Source organism: Methylobacterium sp. 37f, from assembly GCF_023093475.1.
Lineage (GTDB): Bacteria > Pseudomonadota > Alphaproteobacteria > Rhizobiales > Beijerinckiaceae > Methylobacterium.
Genome location: NZ_JAGHKN010000008.1, coordinates 78,789 through 105,233 on the forward strand (window position 1 = coordinate 78,789; position 26,445 = coordinate 105,233).

Annotated in this window: 23 protein-coding genes and 1 tRNA gene; 7 read left to right on the top strand and 17 right to left on the bottom strand. The window is 68.1% G+C overall.

Features of this window, described 5'->3' with window-relative positions:
* Positions 1 to 41: 41 nt before the first annotated feature.
* The 7 genes from hisH to petA all read right to left on the bottom strand — a co-directional run bounded on the left by hisH (position 42) and on the right by petA (position 5,818).
* The gene (gene hisH, locus J7U37_RS07665; protein WP_247635329.1) at positions 42 to 704 is read right to left on the bottom strand and encodes an imidazole glycerol phosphate synthase subunit HisH; all 663 of its coding nucleotides are present in this window, start codon (positions 702 to 704) and stop codon (positions 42 to 44) included.
* Positions 701 to 1,186 (bottom strand): DUF2628 domain-containing protein, encoded by a 486-nt coding sequence (locus J7U37_RS07670; RefSeq protein WP_247635372.1) that lies wholly within the window; start codon positions 1,184 to 1,186, stop codon positions 701 to 703. The genes hisH and J7U37_RS07670 overlap by 4 nt, the downstream gene beginning before the upstream one ends.
* Positions 1,187 to 1,226: 40 nt before the next feature.
* A complete protein-coding gene (gene hisB / locus J7U37_RS07675) occupies positions 1,227 to 1,829 on the bottom strand; it encodes an imidazoleglycerol-phosphate dehydratase HisB (protein WP_247635330.1) in 603 nt (200 codons plus the stop codon).
* Positions 1,830 to 1,928: 99 nt separating this feature from the next.
* Complete coding sequence (locus J7U37_RS07680; RefSeq protein WP_247635331.1) at positions 1,929 to 2,804, bottom strand: S-methyl-5'-thioadenosine phosphorylase; 876 nt, start codon at positions 2,802 to 2,804, stop codon at positions 1,929 to 1,931.
* 199 nt (positions 2,805 to 3,003) lie between these two features.
* Positions 3,004 to 3,900, bottom strand: coding sequence for a cytochrome c1 (locus J7U37_RS07685; protein ID WP_247635332.1), 897 nt, complete (start codon positions 3,898 to 3,900; stop codon positions 3,004 to 3,006).
* 22 nt (positions 3,901 to 3,922) lie between these two features.
* The gene (locus J7U37_RS07690; protein WP_056189996.1) at positions 3,923 to 5,209 is read right to left on the bottom strand and encodes a cytochrome b N-terminal domain-containing protein; all 1,287 of its coding nucleotides are present in this window, start codon (positions 5,207 to 5,209) and stop codon (positions 3,923 to 3,925) included.
* 33 nt (positions 5,210 to 5,242) lie between these two features.
* Positions 5,243 to 5,818: a ubiquinol-cytochrome c reductase iron-sulfur subunit gene (gene petA / locus J7U37_RS07695; protein ID WP_056189994.1), complete on the bottom strand. Its 576-nt coding sequence runs from the start codon at positions 5,816 to 5,818 to the stop codon at positions 5,243 to 5,245.
* A gap of 556 nt (positions 5,819 to 6,374) precedes the next feature.
* Between petA and J7U37_RS07700 the strand changes: the two genes are divergently transcribed.
* On the top strand, positions 6,375 to 6,686 hold the full coding sequence (locus J7U37_RS07700; protein WP_056189992.1) for a hypothetical protein: 312 nt from the start codon (positions 6,375 to 6,377) through the stop codon (positions 6,684 to 6,686).
* 50 nt (positions 6,687 to 6,736) lie between these two features.
* Entirely contained in the window at positions 6,737 to 9,694 is a 2,958-nt protein-coding gene (locus J7U37_RS07705) for an ATP-binding protein (protein WP_247635333.1), read from the top strand.
* 143 nt (positions 9,695 to 9,837) lie between these two features.
* Here J7U37_RS07705 and J7U37_RS07710 read toward each other — a convergent pair whose 3' ends face one another.
* From J7U37_RS07710 to J7U37_RS07730, 5 genes are all read right to left on the bottom strand, one after another.
* A complete protein-coding gene (locus J7U37_RS07710; protein ID WP_247635334.1) occupies positions 9,838 to 10,767 on the bottom strand; it encodes an amino acid ABC transporter substrate-binding protein in 930 nt (309 codons plus the stop codon).
* Positions 10,768 to 11,104: 337 nt separating this feature from the next.
* Positions 11,105 to 12,766, bottom strand: a complete 1,662-nt coding sequence (locus J7U37_RS07715) for a porin (RefSeq protein ID WP_056478870.1) — start codon at positions 12,764 to 12,766, stop codon at positions 11,105 to 11,107.
* A gap of 719 nt (positions 12,767 to 13,485) precedes the next feature.
* Positions 13,486 to 14,100 (bottom strand): bifunctional 4-hydroxy-2-oxoglutarate aldolase/2-dehydro-3-deoxy-phosphogluconate aldolase, encoded by a 615-nt coding sequence (gene eda, locus J7U37_RS07720; protein ID WP_247635335.1) that lies wholly within the window; start codon positions 14,098 to 14,100, stop codon positions 13,486 to 13,488.
* A gap of 32 nt (positions 14,101 to 14,132) precedes the next feature.
* Positions 14,133 to 15,956 carry a phosphogluconate dehydratase gene (gene edd / locus J7U37_RS07725; RefSeq protein ID WP_056189983.1) on the bottom strand — a complete coding sequence of 608 codons (1,824 nt, stop codon included), beginning with the start codon at positions 15,954 to 15,956 and terminating at the stop codon, positions 14,133 to 14,135.
* Positions 15,957 to 16,212: 256 nt separating this feature from the next.
* Positions 16,213 to 17,691 (bottom strand): SulP family inorganic anion transporter, encoded by a 1,479-nt coding sequence (locus J7U37_RS07730; RefSeq protein ID WP_156375908.1) that lies wholly within the window; start codon positions 17,689 to 17,691, stop codon positions 16,213 to 16,215.
* Between the two features lie 359 nt (positions 17,692 to 18,050).
* On the opposite strand from J7U37_RS07730, the gene J7U37_RS07735 reads away from it, so the two are divergent.
* Positions 18,051 to 19,421: a GGDEF domain-containing protein gene (locus J7U37_RS07735; RefSeq protein ID WP_247635336.1), complete on the top strand. Its 1,371-nt coding sequence runs from the start codon at positions 18,051 to 18,053 to the stop codon at positions 19,419 to 19,421.
* Positions 19,422 to 19,449: 28 nt separating this feature from the next.
* On the opposite strand, the gene J7U37_RS07740 is transcribed toward J7U37_RS07735, so the two are convergent.
* Together J7U37_RS07740 and J7U37_RS07745 are read right to left on the bottom strand one after the other, a co-directional pair.
* Positions 19,450 to 20,082 (bottom strand): L,D-transpeptidase, encoded by a 633-nt coding sequence (locus J7U37_RS07740; RefSeq protein WP_247635373.1) that lies wholly within the window; start codon positions 20,080 to 20,082, stop codon positions 19,450 to 19,452.
* A gap of 86 nt (positions 20,083 to 20,168) precedes the next feature.
* Positions 20,169 to 20,606 (bottom strand): globin family protein, encoded by a 438-nt coding sequence (locus J7U37_RS07745; protein WP_056189981.1) that lies wholly within the window; start codon positions 20,604 to 20,606, stop codon positions 20,169 to 20,171.
* Between the two features lie 314 nt (positions 20,607 to 20,920).
* On the opposite strand from J7U37_RS07745, the gene J7U37_RS07750 reads away from it, so the two are divergent.
* Together J7U37_RS07750 and J7U37_RS07755 are read left to right on the top strand one after the other, a co-directional pair.
* Complete coding sequence (locus J7U37_RS07750) at positions 20,921 to 21,802, top strand: DUF4336 domain-containing protein (protein WP_247635337.1); 882 nt, start codon at positions 20,921 to 20,923, stop codon at positions 21,800 to 21,802.
* Between the two features lie 206 nt (positions 21,803 to 22,008).
* A complete protein-coding gene (locus tag J7U37_RS07755; RefSeq protein ID WP_247635338.1) occupies positions 22,009 to 22,938 on the top strand; it encodes a hypothetical protein in 930 nt (309 codons plus the stop codon).
* A gap of 46 nt (positions 22,939 to 22,984) precedes the next feature.
* On the opposite strand, the gene J7U37_RS07760 is transcribed toward J7U37_RS07755, so the two are convergent.
* From J7U37_RS07760 to J7U37_RS07770, 3 genes are all read right to left on the bottom strand, one after another.
* Positions 22,985 to 23,071, bottom strand: a tRNA-Leu gene (locus tag J7U37_RS07760).
* Between the two features lie 65 nt (positions 23,072 to 23,136).
* Positions 23,137 to 24,327 carry an FAD-dependent monooxygenase gene (locus J7U37_RS07765; protein ID WP_056190106.1) on the bottom strand — a complete coding sequence of 397 codons (1,191 nt, stop codon included), beginning with the start codon at positions 24,325 to 24,327 and terminating at the stop codon, positions 23,137 to 23,139.
* A gap of 32 nt (positions 24,328 to 24,359) precedes the next feature.
* Positions 24,360 to 24,614: a zinc-finger domain-containing protein gene (locus tag J7U37_RS07770; RefSeq protein ID WP_247635339.1), complete on the bottom strand. Its 255-nt coding sequence runs from the start codon at positions 24,612 to 24,614 to the stop codon at positions 24,360 to 24,362.
* Positions 24,615 to 24,826: 212 nt separating this feature from the next.
* On the opposite strand from J7U37_RS07770, the gene map reads away from it, so the two are divergent.
* Entirely contained in the window at positions 24,827 to 25,657 is an 831-nt protein-coding gene (map, locus tag J7U37_RS07775; protein WP_247635340.1) for a type I methionyl aminopeptidase, read from the top strand.
* A gap of 10 nt (positions 25,658 to 25,667) precedes the next feature.
* Positions 25,668 to 26,414, top strand: coding sequence for a DNA repair protein RadC (gene radC, locus J7U37_RS07780; RefSeq protein WP_247635341.1), 747 nt, complete (start codon positions 25,668 to 25,670; stop codon positions 26,412 to 26,414).
* Positions 26,415 to 26,445: the final 31 nt, after the last annotated feature.

A 26,445-nucleotide genomic window follows, 5' to 3' on the forward strand; every position in this document is an offset into this window, starting at 1 on the left:
GTTCGCTTTCGGGTGGACGGTTCAAAAGTGGGGTGCGGGTCTCAGGGGTGCCAGCGCAGGAAGTTGGCGAGGAGCGCAAGGCCGAGGTGCTGGCTCTTCTCCGGATGGAACTGGGTGCCGGCGACGTTGTCGCGCGCCACCATCGCGGTCACCGCGCCACCGTAATCGCTATGGGCGACCCGGTCCTCGGACCGCTCCGGCGACAGCGCGTAGCTGTGCACGAAGTAGGCGTGCAGGCCTCGCTCGCCGGTGGGGATATCGGCCAGCAGCGCGTGCTCGCGGTCCACCTGCAGGGTGTTCCAGCCCATATGCGGCACCTTGAGGCCTGGATCGGACGGCTGAATCGGTCCGACATCGCCGGGAATCCAGCCGAGGCCCGGCGTCGTGTCGTATTCGAGGCCGCGCGTCGCGAGGAGTTGCATGCCGACGCAGATGCCGAGGAAGGGGCGACCCCGCGCATGCGCCGCATGGGTCATCGCCTCCACCATGCCCGGCACGGCGTCGAGGCCACGGCGGCAATCGGCGTAGGCGCCGACGCCGGGCAGAACCACCCGGTCGGCCCGCGCGACGGTCTCGGCCTCGTCGGTCAGGACGATCCGCGTCGCATCCAGGCCGGCCTCGCGCGCGGCGCGCTCGAAGGCCTTGGCGGCGGAGTGCAGATTGCCCGAGCCGTAATCGATGATGGCGACGGTCTCGACGCTCACCGGCGCGTCTCGCTGAAGGGGAACATGCCGATGGCGAGATCGCTCGGTGGGACAGCGAGTCCGCCAGAGGGGGCCGAGGACGGCCGTGCGGGGGGCGCGCCTTCCAGCCAGCGGGCGGAGGCCTTCATCTCGGCTTCCTCGGTGCTCGCGGCGATCACCGCATCCCGGACCGGTTGCCCGACCCGGGCATAGGTCCAGCGCCGCAGGGAGGAGGCTTCGAGGCCGATCAGGATCGAGACCAAGAGCGCGATGATCGACGCCGCCACCGGCGTCAGGCCGAGGAGGCGTCCACCGAGCGCCACGCCGGCGAGGAGTACCAGCACGCCGAGGCCCGCGAGCCAGAGACGGTGGAAGAAGAACCACAGGGGTCCGAAGGCAAAGGCCGGCCAGGAGAAGCCGTCCGGCACCAGGTGCGCGCGTTCGAGGCCGTAAGCCTCGCCGGCCAGGGCGTCCCGCTCCGGGTGCAACGTATAGGTGCGCATCACGTCTCGCATCCTCCCTGCCGAGCCGCCCCGAGGCGGATCAGAGCGATCCCTTCGTGGAGGGAACCCGACCACCCTCGCGGGGATCGATCGCCACCGCCTGGCGCAAGGCGCGGGCCAAGCCCTTGAAGCAGCTTTCGGCGATGTGGTGGGCGTTGTCACCGTACAGCGTCTCGACATGCAGGGTGAGGCCGGCATTCATGGCGAAGGCCTGGAACCACTCGCGCACCAGTTCGGTGTCGAACTGCCCGATCTTCTCGACCCGGAACTCGGTGCGGAACACCAGGAACGGGCGGCCGGAAATGTCGATGGCGACGCGGGTCAGCGTCTCGTCCATGGGCAGGTGGATGTCCGCGTACCGGGCGATGCCGCGCTTGTCGGCCAGGGCCTGCGCAACCGCCTGCCCAAGGGCGATGCCGGTGTCCTCCACCGTGTGGTGATGGTCGACGTGGAGATCGCCGGACACCGCGACGTCGAGGTCGAACAGGCCGTGGCGGGCGAACAGTTCGAGCATGTGATCGAAGAAACCGACGCCGGTCGAGACAGCCGCGCGTCCGGTTCCGTCGAGATCGACCGAGACGCGGACGTCGGTTTCCGCCGTCTTGCGGCTGATGCTGGCGAAGCGCCTGGCCTCTTGGGTCACTGATCGGTTCCGGTTCTTCGAGAGGAACCCGCCTTCTAGTGCGAAGACCGGCCCCCGTGAAGGGCGCCAGGTGCCGAATCCACCGGCGCGCCGATCACGTCAGGCGGAGAGGACTCGTCCGGCCACGGCATCGAGCTTGGCCAGCAGGGCCGGATCGCGCTGCGCCGGGGCGGTCATGATGGCGCCGTCGAGGGCCCGCTCGGTGCCCGCCGGACAGGCCGCGCGCTCGGCCGGGAAGTCGCGGGCGAGACGGGCGACGAGCCGAGCGGCCTTGTCGGCATTGGCGCGCGCCACCGCCACCACGGCGGCCACGTCCACCGCCTCGTGGGTCGGGTGCCAGCAATCGAAGTCGGTCACCATGGCGATGGTCGCGTAGGTAATCTCGGCCTCGCGGGCGAGCTTGGCCTCCGGCATGTTGGTCATGCCGATGACGTCGTAGCCGAGGGCCTTGTAGGTGGTGGATTCCGCGTAGGTCGAGAATTGCGGCCCCTCCATGCAGACATAGGTCCCGCCGCGATGGACGGCGATGTCCTCGGCCTGCGCCGCCTCGGCGATGCGGCCCTGCAAGGCGGGACCGATCGGGTGGGCCAGGGAGACGTGGGCGACGCAGCCGTCGCCGAAGAAGGACGCGGCGCGGCCGTGGGTCCGGTCGACGAACTGGTCGACGAGGACGAAGAGGCCGGGATGCAGCTCCGCCTTGAACGAGCCGCAAGCCGACAGCGAGACGAGGTCCGTGACCCCAGCCCGCTTCAGGATGTCGATATTCGCCCGATAATTGATGCCGGAGGGCGAGAAGCGGTGGCCTCGCCCGTGGCGGGCGAGGAACACCACCTTGGTCTCGCCGATGCGGCCGATGCGCAGGGCGTCCGAGGGCTCGCCCCAGGGAGACTCGATCCGCTCCTCGCGGACATCCTCCAGGCCGGGCAGGTCATAGACCCCGGACCCGCCCATCACGCCGAGCACCGCTGCCGTCATCCCCATCTCCAAAAGTTCGCGCCGGTCGCCCCTCCTTGGGGCGCCGGCGCGGGTCGTGTCAACGAAGGGCCGGCGGGTCCATCCAGACCGCCGGGACTTTGTCAGCGAGACTTGGTCAGCGAGACTTTGTCAGCGGGGCTTGGTCAGCGAGACTTGGTCAGCGAGACTTGGTCAGCGAGACTTGGTCAGCGAGACTTGCTCAGTAGGTCTTGTGCAGCTCGGGCTGGAGACCGTGGACCTCGCCGCCGACCTTCGCCCAGATCTTCTTCTTCACGTAGTAGAGCAGGCCGGAGAGCACGAGCAGGAACAGGATCACCCGCAGGCCGAGGGCCTTGCGCGCCATCATGTGGGGCTCGGCCGCCCAGGCCATGAACGCCGCGACGTCTTTCGAATACTGCTCGGTGGTCTCCGGCACCACCGGCTCACCCTTGTCGTTCTTGGCGTACGTCACCTGCCCGTCGCTGATCGGCTTCGGCATCGCGATCAGGTGACCGGCGTAATACTTGTTGTAGTAGGTCCCTGCCGGAATCTCCTTGCCGGCCGGCGGGTCCTCGTAGCCGTTCAGAAGCGCGTGGATGTAGTCCACGCCCTGCTCCGAGAAGCCGATGAACGGCATCGCGTCGAGGACGAACCACGGGAAGCCGCGCTCGTAGGTCCGGGCTTTCGCCAGCACCGAGAAGTCGGGCGGGGCCTTGCCACCGTTGGCGGCGGCGGCCGCCTTCTCGTTCGGGAAGGGCGACGGGAAGGCGTCGGCGGCACGGGCGGGACGCTCGACGTCCTCACCCGCATCGTTCTGCTCCTTCACCTTGTACTGGGCGGCGAGTTCCTTGACCTGCCCGGTGGTGAAGCCGGGGCCCCCCTCCTCCGAGAGGTTGCGGAAGCGCACGAGGCTCATGCCGTGGCAGCTCGAGCAGACTTCCTTGTAGACCTGGAAACCGCGCTGAAGCTGGGCCTGGTCGAAGCGCCCGAAGGTCCCGGCGAAGCTCCACTTTTCGCGGGGCGGATTCGGTGGGCCATGCTCCTCCTCTGCCTGGACGGCAGAGATGCTCATGACGGCCGCGAGCAGGGACGCGGCGAGAAGGCGGGTTGTTTTCATGGTTCTTAAAAGTCCCCTGCCCTCAACCCTTGGACGATGGTGCGGCCGCCGCACCCACCGGCATGCCGGACCCGCTGATCTGCTTGCCGGGGCCGGTCACGGTCTCGAGGATCGAGCCCGGAAGAGCCTTCGGCGTCTCGAACAGGCCGACCAGCGGCATCACGAGCAGGAAGTGCAGGAAGTAATAGGCCGTGCAGATCCGGGCCGCGATGACGTAGCCACCCTCCGGCGGTTTCGCGCCGAGCCAGCCGAGCACCACGCAGACCACCACGAACAGCCAGAAGAACTGGCGATAGATCGGGCGGTAGTTGCACGAACGCACCCGGGAGGTGTCGAGCCACGGCGCCAGCGCCAGGATCAGCACTGCGCTGAACATCAGGATGACGCCGCCGAGCTTGTCCGGCACCGCACGCAGGATCGCGTAGAACGGCAGGAAGTACCATTCCGGAACGATGTGGGCGGGCGTCACGGCCGGGTTGGCCGGCACGTAGTTGTCGGCGTGGCCGAGGTAGTTCGGCTGGTAGAAGATCCAGTAGGCGAAGAAGGCGAAGAACACCACCGAGGCGAACACGTCCTTGACGGTCGCGTAGGGCGTGAAGGGAACCGCATCCTTGCCGGTCTTGATCGGGATGCCGGCCGGGTTGTTCTGGCCCGTCACGTGCAGCGCCCAGACGTGCAGGATCACCACGCCGGTGATCATGAACGGCAGCAGGTAGTGGAGCGAGAAGAAGCGGTTCAGGGTCGGATTGCCGACCGAGTATCCACCCCAGAGCAGGCTCTGGATGGTGTCGCCCACCACCGGGATCGCCGCCAGGATGTTGGTGATGACGGTGGCGCCCCAGAAGCTCATCTGGCCCCACGGCAGGGTGTAGCCAAGGAACGCGGTCGCCATCATCAGCAGGTAGATGATCACGCCGAGGATGTAGAGCACCTCGCGGGGGGCCTTGTACGAGCCGTAATACAACGCCCGGAAGATGTGGACGTAGACCGCCACGAAGAACATCGACGCGCCGTTGGCGTGCATGTAGCGCAACAACCAGCCGTAATTCACGTCGCGCATGATGTGCTCGACGGAGTTGAAGGCGTTGGCGGCGGAGGGATCGTAGTGCATCGCCAGCCAGACGCCGGTGACGATCTGCGACACCAGCATGGCGATCAGAATCGCGCCGAAGGTCCAGAAGTAGTTGAGGTTCCGCGGCACCGGGAAGGAGACGAAGGACGAATGCACCAGCCCGATCAGGGGCAGGCGCGATTCGAACCACTTCGCCAAGGCACTCTTGGGAACGTAGATATTGCCGTGTCCGCTCATGGGGCGACCCGCTCCAAATCCTGTTTCAGGGTGTCAGGCGACGGCCTTGCCGCCCTCTTCGCCGATCCGGATCTTGGAATCCGATTCGAAGATGTAGGGCGGGATCGGCAGGTTCGTCGGGGCGGGCCCCCGGCGCACCCGGCCTGACGTGTCGTAGAGGGAGCCGTGACAGGGGCAGGACCAGCCTTCGTACTGGCCCTGATGGCCGATCGGCACGCAGCCGAGATGGGTGCAATTGCCGTAGACCACGAGCCACTTGGCGTGGCCCTGCTTCACGCGGGCGGCGTCCGTCTGCGGATCGATGAGATCCGCCATCTTCACCTCGCCGGCTTCCTTGATCTCCTTCTCCGAGCGGTTGCGCACGAAGATGAGCTTGCCGCGCCAGAACACGTTGACGATCTGACCTTCCTGGATCGGTGCCAGATCGACTTCGAGCGGAGCACCGGCCGCGATGGTCTCGGCGTCCGGCGCCATCGAGGCGACGAAGGGCCAGGCGAGCGCGCCGGCGCCGACGGCCAGGGCCGCTCCCGTCGCGAGGAACATGAAGTCACGTCGCGTGCCGTCCGGCGCGCCGTGAGAGTTCTCGGGATCGGCTGCCGTGTTCGCCAAGTGTCACACTCCAAGCATGATTGCGCCGGATGAGCCTCATTCCGGGTGCGGAATCGGCCAGACGGGACCTTAGAGGCTTTCAAAGGAAAGTCAGCCCGGCGGGACGGAAGCACCATCCCACAGCATTGTGCAATGCGACCCCGCGTCACCCGAAGTCAAGGCGCGAACCCGTTCTGAATCGGCCGTTTCCGACCTTGGCGCAGCAGCGTTGCGGCAGTGCCGCGCGGGGGTCCTCCGAGCCATGCAGAAGGGCGAGTCTCGGGTGCGTTCGCTGGTCTTGCCATGCGCTCGGCGTGGGCGCGGATGCCGTCCGGACCATGAACGATATCGCAGGTCGGCCTGCTCCGTTCACCGCGCCATCGATGGCCGCCCCAGGGTCCGGCGATCGGTCCGGCCCGGATCGTGCTGAACACCCATGCGACGATGGCTGCCGGCCAGGGGTTGCGATCACCCTGCGTCGCATCCGCTTTTTGCCGCCTGTGCGCAACCGCGCAGATGCGTTACCCGGAACCGCATAGCTTGACCGTCTCGTCAGGCCGCCGACGCCGAGAGACTCATGGACGTCACCGATCCGCCCTTCACCCCGGACGGGCTGCGAATTGCCGGCGGCGTCCTGCTGCCCGTCATCGCGGCGAGGCTTGGCGTCGGCACGGACGAGACCAATTCCGCCGGCGACGAGCGCGTGCCCCTGTGGCGGGCGGTTCACACCAACTTCGTCGCTATCCCGATGGCCCAGAAGGGCGGCACCGCCGCGTCGCGGATTGTCCACGCCACTCCCATCGGCGCCGCGATCGGAGCCTCCCCGGTGGCGGCGGTACTGCCTCTCCCGTTGCGACGGCACCTGCTTGGGGAGCATCGGACGGCGTGAAGATCCGCCCGTCGGAATTCAGACCTAGCCTCGCCGGGGTCCCGCGCTGGATGGCAGTTGGGGCCGCACGCGGCACGCCGGTCTTCCTGTTTGCCGCTCAACCCGCATCCGCGATCGAAACCGGGTCCCTGCAGGCGTGGTCACCGGGCAGCTTCGGGATCGGCGTCGGATTGGCAGCCCTGGTCGGCGCGGGCACGCTCGGGCTCGTCCGGTGGCGGCGTCGACCAGCCGCTCTTGCGGCGGGCCGCGACGCCGGTCTGCTGAACGCCGTGTTCGATGCCTCGGCCGATCCGCACCTCGTCTTCGCGGTCGCGCCGGACGGCGGTTTCCGTCTCGCCGCCTGGAATGCTGCGGCAGCGGCCGCCTTCGGGGGCGACGACGGCCGGATCGGTCGCGACGTCTCGGCGCTGCTGCCCGCATCCGAGGGTGCGGCGATGCGGCGGGATCTCGCCCAGGCGGCTGCGAGCGGAACGACGGTGCGGAGCCAGATACCGGCGGACGGATCATCGGCGGCGCCCGCGACGGAAACCACCTGTGTGCCCCTGCGACGACCCGGCACCGGCCCGGTGGATCGCGTCCTCGTCACCCGACGTGACATCAGCCACCTCGCGCAGGCGCAGCCCGAAACCCTGGATGCCAACCGCCGCCTCGTCCTGGCCGAGCAGGTCGCCCATATCGGCCACTGGCATCTCCACCTGGCCTCGCGCGTCCTGACGTGGTCCGACGAGGTCTACCGCATCCACGGGCACGAGCCGCAGAGCTTCGTTCCCACCATCCCGGGCAGTATCGCCGCCTGCCACCCGGACGACCGTCGCGGCATGGTGCGGCGGATCGCCCGCGCATTGCGCCGGCACGAGGGGTTCGACATCGCCCTGCGGCTGGTCCGGCCGTCCGGCGAGGTGCGGGACGTTCTCGTGCGCGGCCTCTGCCTGCCCGAGCGGTCCGGCCGCGATCCCTCCAACGACACCCAGCCGGAGGCGATCTTCGGCGTGTTTGCCGACATCGCCGAGTTGAAGCAGGCCGAGCGTGCCCTGGCCGAGAAATCCGCGCTGCTCGAAGCGACCCTCGAGAGCATGGATCAGGGGCTGCTGAGAATCGACGGGACCGGGCACATCCCCGTCATCAATCGCCGGGCCATGGAGATCCTGGCGATCTCGCCCGAGATCCTGGCGACCAAGCCGGACTATCGCATTCTCCGCCAGCATCTGCGCGAAACCGGCACCTGGGGTACCCTGATCCAGGACCCGAAGCACTGGCACCTCGACGAGAACCGGCGCACCACCGAACTGCGCTCCGAGCGCCGACGGGCCGACGGACGGGTGATCGAGACCCGCTCGCTGCCGATGCTGAACGGCGACGGGCACCTTCAGACTCTCACCGACATCACGCACCGCCGTCACTCCGACGAGCAGTTGCGGGAGAGCGAGGCGCGCTATCGCCTGCTCGCCGACTACACCGCCGATCTGATCGTCCTCGACGATGCCTCCGGGCGCCACCTCTACATCTCCCCGGCCGTGACGGGGATGCTCGGCTACGATGCCGTCGAGGCCAATCGCCTCGGCCTGCGCACCCTCGTGCATCACGAGGACATCGCCAATCTCTCAGCCACCCTGCACGCCCTCGGCCCCGAGCAGCCGACCGGGTCGGTCATCTATCGGATGCGCCACAAATCCGGGTCCGACATCTGGGTCGAAGCCGCCTTCCGGCGCATCGAGGAAGGGGGCGACGTCCAGATCATCCAGGCCATCCGCGACGTGTCGCAACGCCAGAGCCAGGAAGCCGACCTGCAGCGGGCCCGCGTCGCCGCCGAGGCCGGCGCCCGCGCGAAGGCGGAGTTCCTGGCCAATATGAGCCACGAACTGCGCACCCCGCTCGTCGGTATCCTCGGGGTCCACGATCTCCTGCGCGGGGACGCGCAGCTCACACCGGATCAGGCGCGTCTGGTCGGGCTGGCCCAGGAGTCCGGCCGCTCCCTCCTCACCATCGTCAACGACATTCTCGATTTCTCGAAGATCGAGGCCGGCCAGCTCGTCATCGAATCCGTACCGTTCAGCCTGCGAGCGCTGGTCGAGGCCTGCCGGGAGTTCAGCGCGGAGATCGCGCAGGTTCGCGATGTCCGGTTCGTCACCGAGATCGCCGACGACGTGCCGGACTGGCTGCTCGGCGACCCCACCCGGTTACGGCAGGTCATCCTCAACCTCGCCACCAACGCGATCAAGTTCACGCCCGCGGGCTCGGTGACCCTCCGGGTCACCTGGGCCCCGGCGCCCGACGATGCGCCGCGCCCGGGCGCGACCCTGCGGATCGCCCTGATCGACACCGGGATCGGGATCGCGCCGGAGACGCTGTCCCAACTCTTCGAACGCTTCGCCCAGGCCGATGGCTCGACCTCGCGCCAGTACGGCGGAACCGGCCTCGGACTCACCATCTGCCGACGGCTGGTGCACCTGATGGGTGGCGAGATCGGCGGCGAGAGCCGGCTCGGCGAGGGGTCGACCTTCTGGTTCTGGCTGCCGCTACACCGCGCGGCCGGCGCGGATGCCGCGGCGGCGCCGACCCCGACGACGCTGGCTCGGCGAGCCGGGCCGAGCTGGCAGGTGCTGCTGGCGGAGGACAACGCCATCAACCAGGAGATCATCGGCACGGTGCTGCGCCAGAAGGGGCATGTGGTCGACGTGGTCGACGACGGCGAGCAGGCGGTGACGGCGGCCTTCGACCGTCCCCGCGACCTCGTCCTCATGGACGTCCAGATGCCGGGACAGGACGGGCTGGCGGCGACGCAGGCGATCCGCCTCCGCGAGCGCCTGGAGGGCCGGCCGCGCACGCCGATCATCGCCCTGACCGCCAATGCCATGCCGGAGGAGATCGAGCGCTGCCGGATTGCCGGCATGGACGCCCACGTGGCCAAGCCGGTGGACTGGTCGGTGCTCTTCGCCACGATGGAACGGCTCGCGGGCTCTGCCGGAGGAGAGCACTCGGCCGCAGGGGGTGAGACGGCCGGGCGATGAGATTCGGCGCGGGGGTTCGCGTCTTTCGTTTGTCTTGTGGGGATCATCGGATTTCGACGGATCCCTGACAGACGCCAGGACGCGAAACGCCCCGCCCTGAGGAAGGGCGAGGCGTCGGTGGATGGTCGTCCGGATGGTTCGGTTCAGTAAGCGGCCGGGTCCGGGCTGTCGCTCGGCGAGGCGAAGGCCTTGATCATGGCCTCGCTCATCGGGAGGTTCAGGTTGATGCCGCGCGGCGGGATCGGCTTGGTGAACCACTTGTCGTAGAGCGCCCGGCCCTCGGCGCTCTTGTAGAGCTTGGCGGTCGCCTCGTCGGCCACGGCCTTGAACGGAGCGTCGTCCTTGCGCAGCATGATGCCGTAAGGCTCGGGCTTCGAGATCGCCTCGCTGGAGATCGCGTAGGCACCGGGGTCCTTCGAGCTGGCGGCGAGGGAGGCCAGCAGCACGTCATCCATCACGAAGGCAGCGGCCCGGCCGGTCTCGACCATCAGGAAGGCTTCGGCATGGTCCTTGGCCGGCAGGATGGTCAGGCCGAGGTTACGCGCCGTGTTGACCTCGTTGATCTGCCGAATGTTGGTGGTCCCCGAGGTCGAGACCACGGTCTTGCCCTTCAGATCTTCGATCTTGTCGAGCTTGGCCGACTTCTTGGCGACGAAGCGGGTCGCGGTCAGGAAGTGCGTGTTGGTGAAGGCGGCCTGCTTCTGACGGTCGGGATTGTTGGTCGTCGACCCGCATTCGAGATCGATGGTGCCGTTGGCGATCAGCGGGATGCGGGTGGCGGAGGTGACGGGGTTCAGCTTCACCTCGAGATTGGGCATCTTGAGGTTGGTCTTCACCGCCTCGGCGATCTTCTGACAGATCTCAAGGGCGTAACCGACCGGCTTCTGATCGCCGTCGAGATACGAGAACGGCACGGACGCGTCCCGGTAGCCGATCGTGATCGAATTGGTTTCCTTGATCTTCTTCAGGGTCCCGGTGAGGTCTTGCGCCTGGGCGCTCCCTCCCGCGAGCACCGACAGCGCGAAGCTGAGGGCGACGGCAGGCAGGGTGGATCTCTGATGGCACGAACGCATCTGCAGGCTGACTCCGGAGGGTCGATCGCCGCACCGGCGATCACTGAGACTTACATAAGCAACGTAGCAGGGGACTTTGCCGCCGCAATCGTTGTTTTCGCGCTGTCCAAGACGGAAACGCTTCCCGCCCTGGCAAGGGGCGTGCCGCGAAGCGTCAACCGGACTTCTAAAGCCTCAGACATGGCGTCCCGAGCCTCAGACTGTCCTGCCGCCACGCTCCCATCGGGCGATGCTGCGCACATGCAAAAAGGCCCGACTTTGCAGCCGGGCCAGTTCGCCTGTCTCGAAGATGGAGGGCCCGGGCTCAGCGGGAACCCGGACCGGACCGTTCCGTCGCTTAGAAGTCGCGCTGGACGCGGGCGCGCAGCTGGAAGGTGTCGTCTGCGGTGACGGTACGGACACTGCCGTTGGCAATGTTGGCGGCCGTGACGGCGCCGTTGGAACGGGTCATGTCGACGACGCGACCGTTCTGGACACCAACCTTGGTGTAGAAGCCCTCGAGACCGATATCGAGATCCTTGACGGGCGACCAGATGATGCTGGCGCCGGCGACGATCTGATAGTTGTCACGCAGCACGGGGCTGACATTGAAGGACACCTGGCCGGGAACACCCGTGAACTGACCGGTCGAGCCGGTCGACTGGAACACGGCGGCATTGGCGGCGCGGGCGCCACGAGCGAAGTTCAGCTCGCCGTAGCTGGCGAACACGGCCGAACGCCACTCGGGAGCCCAGTAGTGCAGGAACGAACCGACAACCGTGAAGCTGGTCGACAGCTCGATCTTGCCCGTGAAGGGGTTGAGCGTGGCATCGGACATGTAGGGGTCGAACGCAGCGCCGTTGATGGTGCTGGCGCGCGACGCGTAGCTGCCATTGTAGGAAGAGTAGCCGGTGTAGAGCGTCGCGCCTTCGCCGTAGGCACCCTGGAGGTACAGGGTATCGCCGGGTGCGATGAAGGGCATGTTGATCTTGGCGCCGGCCTGAACGGCCCAGCCGTACTCGCTGGCGGGACGCTGGAGCGTGCCGGCCAGACCGGCGAAACCGGTACCGGCGAGGTTCGGAGCAAGCGCCGTTCCGTTCGGGCCGAGAGCGGCGCCCGAGATGAAGTTGCCGGTGTTCAGCTCCTTGACGGCGGCGGAGATCTGCGCCGAGCCCCAGGCGGCATCGTACCGAAGGACACCGACGAAGTCGGGCATGCGGTTACGCTGCGCGACATCGACGTTGGAGAACCCGTTACCCGTGAAGATCGGCGACGGCGCACCGGTGTTGGCGACGTTGATGCCAACCTGCGAGCCAGCGGGGGTGAACGTGGTGTTGGCACCGAACACCTGCGAATAGATGGTGTTGCGGCGGAAGGTCGGGTCTTCCAGCGAGATCGTGGCCGAGAGGCCGCTGCCGCCGAGCTTGCTCGTGTAGGCGAGCAGGTTGGTGGACTGCAGGTCCGAGTTGGCGGTGGCGCCGGCGAACTCGAAATCGTGGGCGTAGAAGTCGAAGAACGACGACGCGCGACCGGCGGTGAGGCCGGCGAACTGAATGAACGCCTTGTCGGTATTCACGAACTGCTGGGCGCGACCGTTCTGGTCCTGGCCGGTGGCGCCGAAGGCGTTGCCGATACGCTCCTGGGTGCCCGAGCGAAGGCCGCCGGTGGCACCGGTCCGCGAGGCGAACTGGAGGCGCACGAAGGCGCGCAGGGTGCCGTAGGCGGTCTGCGTGCGGGCATCGACGTTGATGCGGGCGAGGCCGATATAACCGGTGGTGTCACCGTTCGAGCCGGAGCGGCTATCGGTCGGCTGGTAGCCGACGTCGATACGGGCGCGGCCCGAGAGACGGATGCAGGTGTCGGTGCCGGGGATGTAGAAGAAGCCTGCGCCGTAGGCGGAGCAGACACGGACGTATTCGATCGGGGCAGCCTTCTTGACCGGAAGGTCGGCTGCCTGTGCTCCAGCGACCGCGGCAAATCCTGCAGCGGAGGCGAGAAGCGAGCTCTTCAAGAGCTTCATTGAATTCTCCAAAAGCTTCGAGACCCGAGGAAAGCGTACTACGCCCGAGATCTTCGAGGATCTCGATGTCGCGTCGCCCTTTGTTCTTGAATGACCAGGCGTTACCGCCGGAAATTGTTGATTGCCCCGGAGTTGCCCCCAACGCCCAATCACTGTGTGCGAGCGCCTTCTTTGCGGCAACTCGGAATCGTGATCGCGGCGGCGGTTCCGGCCTGCTGTTGCGGGCTTGCAACGTTGAACAGGTGGCTAAGTGACTGTTCTGAGGGCAGCTTTTTCGAAGCGGTGCCTGTTTTCCGCGCCGGTCGGGTGGTCCGGGATGAGCTGCAAGTCTCAGGAAATACGGAATAATCTGTGATTTATGACACTTCTGAGAAGGCCGCAGACAATCCGGCTCCATCCCGATTGCTCAGCGAATGGTCTCAAACCGACGCTTTGTCCGCTGGCATACCAAAATGATCTCAAGCAGATCTTTGGGATGTGGATGACCGGCTCAGGACGGGAAACGAGCCGCGCGGCACGATTCGCGAAGCTCCGCTTGCGGGTCCCAGGGATGAGAATCAGATACCCTTCGTGACGGATCACAAGAGACCGGCCGGGATCGACACAGCAGGCATCCGTGACTCGCCGATCCTCTTGGCCGACGGACGCGAAACCGACGTGTCCGCTGGCCGATTCCTCCACGGCCGGCGGCTGCGGGTCTCGGAGAGATCGGCGGGATTTTAGCCCCTGAGGCGGCTGGCCGCCTCGGCCGAGCGGCGGATCACCTCCGGCTCCGGCACGCCCGGGGGAACCACCCAGCTGCCGCCGACGCAGAGCACCGGCGTGAGGGCGAGCCAATCCGGCGCCGTGGCCTCGGAGATGCCGCCGGTCGGGCAGAACCGGACCTGCCCGAAGGGGCCTGCCAAAGCCTTGAGCGCCTTGATGCCGCCGGAAGCCTCCGCCGGGAAGAACTTGAAACGATCGAGGCCGTGGTCGAGGCCGCGCATGATGTCGGCCGCATTGGCGACCCCCGGCAGGTAGGGGACGCCGCGAGCAAGCGCGGCCCGGGTCAGCGGATCGGTGAGGCCGGGGCTGACGATGAACTGCGCGCCCGCCTCGAGCGCCGCGTCGAGGTCGCGGGCATTGAGGACGGTCCCGGCGCCGACCACGGCGCCCTCCACCCGCGCCATGGCCCGGATGACGTCGAGGGCGGCGGGCGTCCGCAGGGTCACCTCCAGGGCGGTGAGACCACCCGCCACCAGGGCGCGGGCGATGGGCTCGGCCTGGGCGACATCCTCCACCACCAGCACCGGAATGACGGGGACGGAGCGCATCAGGGTGTCGATGGTGGTCATGGACGGCATCCTTGGCTGGGCGGAGGCGAGTGTCAGAGGCCGGCGGCGGCGAGCATGGCGGAGGCGCCCTGCTCGGCCCCGTCGGCGCCGTGGCGCAGGAAGGCGAAGAGCTCGCGACCGGTGCCGAAGGCCGGCGGGGGCGGCACGGCGTCGGTCCGGCCCGCCCATTCGGCCGGGTCGACCAGGGCTTCGAGGGTCCCGGCCTCCGCGCTCAGGCGCACGATGTCGCCGTCGCGCAGCTTGGCCAGGGGGCCGCCGCCGAGTGCTTCCGGACTCAGATGGATCGCCGCCGGCACCTTGCCGGAGGCGCCCGACATCCGTCCATCGGTGACGAGGGCGACGCGGAAGCCGCGATCCTGCAGCACGCCGAGCTGAGGCGTGAGCTTGTGCAGTTCCGGCATGCCGTTGGCGCGCGGTCCCTGGAAGCGCACCACCACCACCACGTCCCGTTCGAGTTCCCCGGCCTTGAACGCCGCCATGACGTCGTCCTGGTCGTCGAAGACGCGGGCCGGCGCCTCGACGGTCCAGCGCGACGGATCGACGGCGCTGGTCTTGAAGGTGGCGCGGCCGAGATTGCCCTTGACGAGGCGCATGCCGCCATCCGGCTGGAAGGCCTCCGCCGGGCTGCGCAGGATGGTCTCGTCATGCGAGCGCTCCGGCGCGTCCTCGTAGACGAGCTGGTCGTCGATCAGCTTGGGGTCGCGGGCATGGTCGCGCAGGCGGCTCCCGGCCACGGTCAGGATGTCGTCGTGCAGGAGCCCGGCATCGATCAGGCTGGCGATGACGTAGGACATGCCGCCGGCCGCGTGGAAATGGTTCACGTCGCCAGAACCGTTGGGATAGACCTTCGCGACCTGGGGCACGACCGCCGAGAGCCGGTCGAAATCGGCCCAGTCGAGGACGATGCCGGCCGCCCGCGCGATGGCCGGCAGGTGGATGGCGTGGTTGGTCGATCCGCCGGTCGCCAGCAGCCCGACGACCGCGTTGACGATGGCCTTCTCGTCGATGCAGTGGCCGAGGGGCCGGTAATCGTTGCCGTTGGCCCCGATCTCAGCGAGGCGATGGACCGCCGCCCGCGTCACGGCCTGGCGCAGCTTCGTGCCCGGGTTGATGAAGGATGCGCCGGGCATGTGGACGCCCATCACGTCCATCATCATCTGGTTCGAATTCGCCGTGCCGTAGAACGTACAGGTGCCGGCTCCATGATAGGAGGCGGATTCGCTCTCCAGCAGCTCGTCGCGCCCGACCTTGCCCTCCGCATAGAGCTGGCGGATGCGCTGCTTCTCCTTGTTGGCGAGCCCCGAGGGCATCGGCCCGGCCGGGATCAGGATCATCGGGAGGTGGCCGAAGCGGAGCGCGCCGATCAGCAGCCCCGGCACGATCTTGTCGCAGATGCCCAGCAGCGCCGCCCCGTCGAACATGCCGTGGCTGAGGGCCACCGCCGTGGACAGCGCGATGGTATCCCGCGAGAACAGCGACAGCTCCATGCCGCGCTGCCCTTGCGTGACGCCGTCGCACATGGCCGGAACGCCGCCGGCCACCTGGGCGGTAGCGCCGACCTCGCGGGCGAACAGCTTCATCTGCTCGGGGTAGCGGCCATAGGGCTGATGCGCCGACAGCATGTCGTTGTAGGCGGTGACGATGGCGAGGTTCATCGCACGCCCGGACTTGATCACCGTCTTGTCCTCGCCGGACGCGGCGAAGCCGTGGGCGAGGTTGCCGCAATTTAGCATGGGCCGGTGGACGCCGGATTCGCGCTCGCGCGCGATCAGGTCGAGATAGGCCTTTCGCGAGGGGGCCGAGCGCTCGATGATGCGCGCCGTGACGGCGGCGATTTCCGGGTGAAGCGCGCTCATGACCTCTGTCTCCTCGCGTCCGGGCGGATCCCGACGCAGCTTGCCTCAGCCGCGGCAGGTTGCGCCAGCATGACCGTAGCGCGCCAGCGCGACGGTCATGCGATTGTTGTGTCTGATGTCAGCCCGGTCTCGGGTCGGTCAATGGCGCCGGGATGCGACCCGCACCCGACCCGCGCCAGCCCGACCCGCTGCAGGTTGCGGGCCAGCCCCCGCTTCCCGGTCGTCGCCCGCCCCGGCGGCCTCCGAACGAGGCCCCTCAATGACCACCCGCGGCCAGAGCCGCGCCCGGCCTGTGATGGGTTCCCAGGCGTTCGACCATCGTGGCGGTGGCGGCGTTCATGCCGACGATCTCCACCGCGATGTCGTGATGGCGGAACTTGAGGACCACGCGGTCGAGGGCGTTGACGCCGGTGATGTCCCAGAAATGGGCCTCCGACAGGTCGATCACGATCCCGGTCAGTTCGACCTCGCGGAAATCGAAAGCGGCGTGAAAGGCTTCCGCCGTGGCGAAGAAGATCTGCCCGGTGACCCGGTAGGTCCGCACCGTCCCGGTCCGATCGGAGGTGACGGCGAAGAACCGGGTCACCTTGTGGGCAAAGAACAATCCGCTGAGAACCACGCCGAACAGGACGCCCTTGGCGAGATCGTGCGTCGCCACCACCACCGCGACCGTGCCGAGCATGACGAAGCTCGAACTCTTCGGATGGGTCAGCAGGGTCCGCAGGGACCCCCACTGGAAGGTGTTGATCGACACCATGATCATCACCGCCACCAGGGCAGCCATCGGGATCTGTGCCACGTAGGGGCCGAGCACCACGATGAGGAAGAGCAGGAAGGCGCCGGCCCAGAGCGTCGAGAGGCGACCGCGGCCGCCGGACGAGACGTTGATCACCGATTGCCCGATCATGGCGCAGCCCGCCATACCGCCGAACAGACCGGCCCCGACATTGGCGAGGCCCTGTCCGGCGCATTCGCGGTTCTTGTTCGAACCGGTGTCGGTCATCTCGTCGAGGATGGCCGCCGTCATCAGGCTCTCCAGCAGGCCGACCATAGTCAGCGTGAGCGCGTAGGGCAGGATGATGCGTAGGGTCTCGAGGGTGAAGGGCACCTGCGGCAGCGCGAAGAACGGCAATTCGGTGGGCAGCGCCCCCATGTCACCGACCTTGTGGATCGGCAGCCCCATCGCCATCGAAACGGCGGTGAGGAGCAGGATGGCGATGAGCGGAGACGGCACCGCCTTCGTGAGGTAGGGCAACCCGTAGATCAGCCCGAGGCCGACCGCCGTCATCAGGTAGACGGTATTTCCCTGTCCGATCAGTTCCGGCATCTGCGCCAGGAAGATCAGGATCGCCAGCGCGTTGACGAAGCCGGTGACGACCGAGCGCGAAACGAAGCGCATCAGGTTGCCGAGACGCAGGGCACCCGCCGCCATCTGCAACAGGCCGGTCAGGATGGTGGCGGCGAAGAGGTAGCCGAGGCCGTGATCCTTCACCAGGGTGACCATCACCAGCGCCATGGCGCCGGTGGCGGCGGAGATCATCGCCGGCCGCCCGCCCGCGAAGGCGGTGATGACCGCGATGCAGAACGAGGCGTAGAGCCCGACCTTGGGGTCGACCCCCGCGATGAGCGAGAAGGCGATGGCTTCGGGGATCAGCGCCAGGGCGACCACGGTGCCGGCCAGCAATTCGCGCGTGATATCGGGAGCCCATTGGCTCCGCAGGTTCGTCAGGGACATGATTTGAAACGATCCAGGCGTTCCCGCACGACCGGCGTGACGGAAAGACGAATTGGACGTCACCTGCCCATTGCGGCAGCAAGCGACGGAGATGCGAGTGATGTTCGTGGGAGAGCGACGGCTACGGCGGCGTTGGCCGTGCGTACAATCTGGCTCGATCCTTCAGCATTCGGTCAGCCTTATCAGGATCGCGCATGAATGCAACGCGGGCGCATCTGCGACCGATGGAACGCGCTCCGATCTCGCTACGACACGACGCCGGAGATTTCTGAACGGGAAATCGTCAGGACCGGTGGAATTTTTACAGGTCTCTCCCGAGCCATGGCCTATAGTCCCGGCACTGAAGCTGGCAGATCTCCATGGACACCGTAAATCCGATTTTGAACGGGCCAAGTCTGATCGAGCCAAGTCTGAACGGGCCAAATCTGATCGAGCCAAGTCTGGTCGGGCCAAGCCTGATCGAAGGAGCCCGTCGCAGGCCCTGGTACCGTCTTCGCCTGCCGGGAGACCTCGAACGCCAGTTCGACGCCACGATCCGGTGGTCGTCGGGCACCTATATCCAGTCCTGGCTCCTAATCTTCATCGTCTTCAACGTCATTTCCCTGAAGATGGACTACGACCTGTTCGGTTCCGAACGGTTCTTCATTCCGGCCTTCCTGACGCTGGCCGTGTTCATCCCACTCTGCACGCTGGCGATCCTGGCCCTGGGCGGCATCACGACGGCCCGGCGTCAGGCCGCCCTCGTGACGGGCGTGGCGTTGCTCGACATGGCCATCGTGCTGAACAGCGCCCGGATCGCCCCGCCGGCCCACGCGGACACTTATCTGGTCATCGCGGTGATCGTGCCCATGGTGGTCGGTATGATCGCACCGCTGTCCTTCCGGCACAGCCTTGTGCTGTCCGGCAGCGCCCTGGCCCTCTACGCGACCTACGTGATCGGGATCGCACTTCCGCGGAGCGAGGCCACCGGCCTGCCCCTGCTGATCGCCAGCCTCATCCTGGTCCCGTTGAAGCTCGCCTATTCGCGCGAATGGACCCGTAAGGAATCCTTCCTGCTCACCCTGGAGAAGGCGGCCCGCGAGGTGGACCTGGCCGAGGCGAATGCGCGCCTGACCATCCTGTCCGAAACGGATGCGCTCACCGGGCTGCCCAACCGCCGCAGTGCCACGTTGCGGCTGCAGGCCGGCTGGCAGGAGGCCTGCGCCCGCGGAGAATGGGCAACCCTGGTCCTCATCGATATCGACGCCTTCAAGCGTCTCAACGACACCTCCGGACACCTCGAGGGCGACCGCTGCCTGCGCTGCGTGGCCGAGGCTCTGGCCGATTCAGCCAGGGCCTGTGGGGCGCAGGTCGCGCGCTACGGCGGCGAAGAGTTCATCGCTTTCCTGCCGGGCAACGATCCCGGCCAGGCCGCGACCATCGCCGAGAGCCTGCGCGCGGCGGTCTTGCGCCTCGCCTATCCGCATCCGGGACTGCCGGGCGGCACCTGCGTCACGGTCAGCGTCGGCGTCGCGACGGCCCATGGTCATCTCGGAAGGCTGGCGACCGGCGCCCACGATCTCCTGCGATCCGCCGACGATGCCCTTTACCGGGCCAAGCGCGCGGGGCGGAACCGGGTCGAGACCGTCATCCTGTCTCTCGCCGCACCGATCCACGACGCGTCCGTGCAGGATGCGTCAAACCACGACGCGCCAAATCACGACACGCAGCGGGCGAATGCATGGCGATGAGGCGCGTCGCGAACGCGGCCCTGACGGATCAATCGAGGCCGTCGCCGACACCGTAGGGACCACCGTCGAAGCCCGGATCGCCGACATCGTAGGCGGACGGTCGGCGCGGGACCGCGCGAACGGCCACGACCGGTCGCTCGACGCGACCGGAGGGCTCGCGTCCCATCTGCATCCCCGCCGACATGATGCCGTCGTCGTCCTGGCGGCGGCGGCGGGAGGCCGTGATCGCGCTGCCTTCGATGACCACCCGCGTCCGGGCCATGCCCTCGGCCTTCACGAGATTGAACAGGGTCGCGGCATTCTTCGGCGCGAGTCGGACGCAGCCATGGGAGGCCGCGCTGCCCAACCGGCGGGTCTGGTTGGTACCGTGGATGGCGTGTCCCTGCCCGGTGAAGAAGATCGCATTGGGCATCGGCGCGTCGTCGAACTCGCGGGAGTAATGGGTTCGCTCCATCCGGAACGGCCGGTGTGCTCCGCTCGGAGTGTCGTAGCTGTCGGCGCCGGTCGAGACGGGCCACGTGTAGCGGGTCTGACCGTCGACCGCGACTGTCATGCGCTGCGCGTCCTTGTCGACCGAGATCAGAACCTCGGCGGCGGCGGGACAGGCCAGGACCAGGGCCGCGACGAGGCCGGAGAGAAGGGGCGACAGGCGGCGGCGCATCGAGGCCCTTTGCACACGGGAGACCATCACGCAGACGCGTGTCCGGTCGGTTGGTTCCAGCGCCACCCCGAGGCCGCGAGGCCGGATCACGCTGCGCTGGGGGCGGCGGGGGGCCGGACCTCGGCCGCCGCGGCCTTCATGACGCTCGCGACCAAGCCGTAGGTCTCCACCCAAGCCTCGCGCACCTCCGGGGTGAAATCCGGCCCCAAGCCCTGCTCCAGGGTCCAAAGGAGGGCCGCACCGACGGGTTCGTAATGGGCGGCCTGGGTTCCGAACGACACGTGCTGGCGGCCGAGGGTCTGGAGAGCCGGCACCACGGTCTCCGGCTTGTGGAGATTGGTCACCGCCAGGCCCAGCATCGCCATCAGCTTCTTCTTCTGTTCCCGCATGTCATCGGGAAACATCGGGCGAACCTGAGGAGCGATCTCGAACAGCCGGCCATAGAACAGATCCGCCGCCGTGTCGGCGATGGGCCGGACCTTGGCGAAACTGTCCTGAACGAGAATCACCTGATCCGGGGTCATGCGGGCTCCTCAGGGAAAGACGGTCGCGCGAAGACGGCGCGACATGGCCCCGTTTACTGGTCAGCGGCAAGGTCGCTCAAGCCTGAACCCCGGCCATGCCGACGAACGACGAGACAGATCGGTGAATTCCGTCACGCCCGGAGCACCGGACGGAACCGATGCGTGTATCGGGACCGGCCCTGTCGCGGTCCGGTGGTGAGGGACGGGCATTCGCGAGACGGCCCGAAGACCGCCCCCGCGATTCGGCGCAGGGACCCCGGGGTCGCAGCTCCGCGTTCTCCCGGGCGACCACATCCGCGAGGGAGTTCGAGCGCTTGGCCCACGAGTATCATGACACCCGAAAGATCCAGGATGCTCAGGACATCAGCTATCCGCCCCTGAACATTCCGAAGCCGGTCACCGATGGTGTCTGGATCGTCGATGCGGCGCCGATCCATGCGGGCGGCCTGCCGCTGCCGATCCGCATGACGGTGCTGCGGCTGGCCGGCGGCGAGCTGCTTCTGCATTCGCCGGTGCCGTACCGCCCGGAGCTTCAGCGCGCCTTGGAGCGGCTGGGACGCATCGGCCACCTGGTGGCGCCGAGCGTGGGGCACTGGATGTTCCTGCGGGACTGGCAGGGCGCCTGCCCCAACGCGATCACCTGGGCGGTGCCGGGACTCGAGGATCGGGGACAGGTGCGCCGCTCGGGTGTCCGGATCGATGCGGAGCTGACGGACCGGTCGCCGCGGGTCTGGTCCGAGGAGATCGACCAGGTGCTGATCACCGGGCCGGTGTTCCGGGAAATCTGCCTGTTCCATCGGCCAAGCCGGACGCTGCTTCTCACCGATCTCGTCATCAACCTGGAGGGCGACCTCCTGCCGGTGATCATGCGCCCGGTCGCGCGCCTCCTCGGGATCGTCGCACCGGACGGCAAGGCGCCGCTCTACCTCCGCCTCCTGTTGCGCACCAATCACCAGGCCGTCCTGAACGCGGCGCAGCGGCTGGTGGCCTTCCACCCGGACAGGGTCATCTTCGCGCACGGGCAATGGTTCGACCGGGACGCGCCGGCGGAACTGCGGCGCTCCCTCGCGTGGATTCTCGGACCGGGAATCGACCGGGACCAACGCCGCCAACCGGGAGCCTCGCCGCTGGTGATCGGCGCGGCCGTGTTGGGTGTCGCGGCGGCGCTCGCCTATCTTCGGCGGAAGCGACGCTAAGCGCGGCATCCCGAGCCGCGCCCTGCTCCGCCCCCCGACGCAGCCGGCTCGGTCGAGTCAGGTCCGGTCATCGACCCTCCGGCTGATCCATCCTGCCGGCCTCGGGGTGGCCGATCGCGCACGGTTCGACAGCGCCGGACAGCATTGACTTAATCACACCGCTCATCCTAACTCATATAGCACTGGCTATAATATGAGGGGTGACGATGCAGGGTTGGGAGGTTCCGAAGGCTCGCTCGGCATTCGCCACGCTATGGGCGGCCGTTTCGCTGGCCGGCGGACAGGCGCTTCTTCCATCCGGCGCCCAGGCACAAACCCTTCCGACGGCCGCGGAAAACCTCACCCCCGGTGACCTCGACAGCGAGCACCTGTTCGGCTTCACCGAGGGCAGCGACCTCGGCGTCCCCGGCGAGGCGGAGCTGGAATGGGAAACCTCCGGGCGTCTGGGCAAGCGTCTCGGGCGGTTCGTCGCCATCGACAGCGGATTGGCGCTGAAGGTGCCCCTGACGAGCAATGTCCGGCTCGCCCCCGGCATCACCTTCAATGCCTACGAGATCGACGTGCCGGGACATCCGGCGCGGCTGAGCGGCGGCCCGGCGGGCGCCTTCCTGGAAACCCGCCTGCGCCTCCTCGATCGCCGGACCGGCCCGTTCGGGCTCACCCTCAACATCGTCCCCAGCTATAGCGCCGTCGACAGCGGGTCCGGAGCGAGGGCCCGCAGCGTCGGCACCGAAATCGGGCTGCTGGCGGATTACGAACTGATCCCGGGCCGGCTCGTCGCCGCCCTCAACGCCACCGTCGCCTTCGCGTCGACGCGGCTCGACGCGGGCGACGACCTCGCGCTCGCCTCGGGCACCGAATGGGCAGGCGCCCTCGCCTACCAGGTGCAGCCCGGCCTGTTCGTCGGCGGCGAAGCGCGATACGCGCGCACCTATGACGGGCTGACCCTCGGTCGCCTCGCCGGCCAGGCCGTCTATCTCGGGCCGACCCTCTACACGACGCTGTCCCCCCACGCCTGGGCCTCCGTCACCTGGAGTTTCCAGGTGGCCGGAACCGCCATCGCCGAGCCCGGCCCCCTCGACCTGACGAACTTCGACCGCCACCAGATGCGACTCAGGGTCGGCTACAGCTTTTGAGATTTTCGACGCGTTTGTCGTCGCTGCCGTTCGGACGATTATGGGTTGGTGCGGACGGCGGGACTCGAACCCGCACAGCCTTTCAGCCGCAAGATTTTAAGTCTCGTGCGTCTACCGGTTTCGCCACGTCCGCATGCCGGGATCAGCGGTAGCGGGGCCGCATCCGGAGATCAAGACGTCCCGTCCGGACGGGCCGGATCAGGGCGTCCAGCCGTAGAGCCAGGCGTAGCGGCGGTTCATGCCCTCGGGTCCGAGACGGCGCATCACGGCGTTGCGGATCGGCGCCACCAGGGCGCCTGCGTGGTAGGTGCGGCCGTTGGCGCGGGCGGCGCGGCGGACCCGGCGGACCCGGGCCGTGCGCAGGCGGCTGTAGCGCGCCAGCGCCGCGCCGGGATCGAGCGGGCCTTCGCGGGGGTCGAGGACCCTGGCCAGGGTCGCCGCATCCTCGATCGCCAGCGCGGCGCCCTGGGCCAAGAATGGCAGGATCGGGTGGGCGGCATCGCCCAGGAGGGCGAGGCGGCCGCGGGCCATTGGCCGCGACGCGTCGCGGTCCTCGAGGGACCAGACCAGCCAGGAATCCGGCACCGCCAGGAGGGCCGCGAGTGGCGCCGCCGCATCGCGAAACCGGGCGCGCAGCACGGCGGGCTCGCCGAGTTGGCCCCAGCCCTGGCTGCCGGTCCGCTCCGGGATGACCGCCACCACGTTGACGTGCTGGCCGCCCCGGATCGGGTAATGCACCACGTGCCGCGCCGGCCCGAGCCACAAGCCCGTCGAATCCCCGTCGAGCTCGGACGGGAAGGCCTCGCGCGGCACGATCGCCCGCCACGCCGCCGCGCGGCTGGAGCGCAGGCGGTGGCCGTCGAGATGCCCGCGCAGGCGGGACCGGACCCCGTCGGCGCCGATGACGAGATCGGCCGGGAAGGTTTCGCTGCGCGACCCGCTCGCGCTCTCCAGGGTGAGGTCGATGCCGTCCGGCCGTTCGGCGAGGGCGGTGACGTCGCGTCCGACCAGGAGGCGGATGTTGGGGCGCCCGCGCACGGCGTCGAGGAGCAGGGTCTGCAGGTCGGCCCGGTGGATCACATAGTAGGGCGCGCCGAACTGCTCGCGCAGGCTGGCGCCCAAGGCGACGCCGCCGATGACGTGGCCGGAGGCCAGCGCCCGTACCACGACCCCGGGGGGCTCGCTCGCCGCCCGGCGCAGGGCCGGCCCGAGGCCGAGCCCGATCAGCACCCGGCTGGCGTTCGGCGAAATCTGAATGCCGGCGCCGACCTCGCTGAAGCCGGTCCGGCGCTCGATCAGGGTCACGGCGTGGCCGGCGGCGTCGAGGGTCAGCGCCGCCGTGAGGCCGCCGATCCCCGCCCCCACGATGGCGATGCTTAATGCTGGCACGAAGTCGCCCGGCACGGAGCCGATCCGCCCGGTCAGGCGGCGGCCGGGGTCCGGTCGTCCCACACGCAGATGGCGGGGTCGGCGTTGCCGGCGGCCAGGGTCGGGCGGTAGCGGTACAGCGTCGAGCAATACTGACAGATAATCTCGTCCTCGACGCCCATGTCGAGGAAGATGTGCGGATGGTCGAACGGGGGCTTGGCCCCGATGCACATGAACTCCTTCGAGCCGACATGGATCACGGCCACGCCGGGCTCGTTGTGGAAATGCGGCACCGCCTTGTCAGCCATCGCCTCGTCCTGCCTGCCGGCCCGCCGGGCCATCGTCCCGATCGGGCATCCGTGTCGTGGGGTCTGCCGAGATCCGTCTCTAGCCGCTCGCCCGGCGCAAGCCTAGTGCGGACGGCGCGAGCCGCGTGAAAACGGAGCAAGGGTTGGCCTCGCGCCGACCTCACCGTACATAGGGTTCGAGCCAGCCCCGGACCGCTTCGCGAAATTTTTCCATGACCCAGAACGAACAGGCCGTCTCCGACAGCGGACGGCGGGCGCCCCAGCCGCCGATCCATGGCCCGGAGGGGTTCGAGGGTATGCGCAAGGCCGGCCGGCTCACCGCGGAAGCCCTCGACGTGCTGATGGAGGCGACCGCCCCCGGCGTCACCACCGAACATCTCGACAAGCTCGCCTACACCTTCGCCATGGACCACGGCGCCTACCCGGCCTCCCTGCTCTATCGCGGCTATCCGAAGTCGATCTGCACCTCGATCAACCACGTAGTCTGCCACGGCATCCCGAACGACAAGCCCCTGCGCGAAGGCGACATCGTCAATCTCGACATCTGCCTCATCGTCGACGGGTGGCACGGCGATTCGAGCCGCATGGCGTATGTCGGCGAGGTGCCACGCCGCGCCCAGCGCCTGTGCGAGATCACCCACGAATGCCTGATGCGCGGCATCGCGGCGATCAAGCCCGGGGGTTCGACCACCGATATCGGCCGGGCGATCCAGGCCTATGCCGAATCGGAGCGCTGCTCCGTGGTGCGCGACTTCTGCGGCCACGGCCTCGGGCGCACCTACCACGATGCCCCGACCATTCTGCACTACGTCGAGCCGAGCTACGACGTGAGGTTCCAGCCCGGCCAGTTCTTCACGGTGGAGCCGATGATCAATCTCGGCCGCCCGGCGGTGAAGGTGCTCTCGGATGGCTGGACGGCGGTGACGCGCGACCGCTCGCTCTCGGCGCAGTTCGAGCACACGGTGGCGGTGACGGAGACAGGGGCGGAAATCTTCACCCTGTCGCCGAAGGGACTGCACCAGCCCACGCCCACCGCTACCTGACCGCGACGCCGTGACGGACCGGCCGCCTCCCAGACCTGACCGACGACCGGACGGCGGGCCGGAGGAGGCCGGCAGCGGCCCGGCGGAGCCCCACTACCTCGGGCACCGCGACCGTTTGCGGGCGCGCTTCGCCCAGGGCGGGGCCGACGCCCTGCCGGATTACGAACTGCTCGAGTTGGCGCTGTTCCGGGCGATTCCGCGCCGGGACGTGAAGCCCCTGGCCAAGGCCCTGATCCGGCGCTTCGGCAGCTTCGCCGAGGTGGTGAGCGCCGAACCCGCCCGACTTGCTGAAATTGAAGGCATCGGCGCCGGGGTCATCGCCGACCTGAAGCTCATCGAAGCGGCAGGTCACCGGCTGGCGCGCGGCGCCATCGCCGATCGGCCGCTGCTCTCCTCCTGGAGCGCCGTGCTGGACTATTGCCGCGCCACCATGGCCTTCGCCCCGCGCGAGCAGTTCCGCATCCTGTTCCTCGACCGCCGCAACCACCTCATCGCCGACGAGGTTCAGGGTCGCGGCACCGTGGATCACACTCCGGTCTATCCGCGAGAAGTCGCGCGCCGCGCCCTCGAACTCTCGGCGACGGCGATCATCCTGGCCCACAACCACCCGTCCGGCGATCCGACGCCCTCGGCCGCCGACATCCGCATGACCCGCGAGATCCTGGGAGTGCTCGATCCCCTCGGCATCGTCATCCACGATCACATTATCCTGGGTCGCGAGGGACACGCGAGCTTCAAGGGCTTGAAGTTGATCTGAACGTGCTACCGTACACGCCAGGGCGGTACCT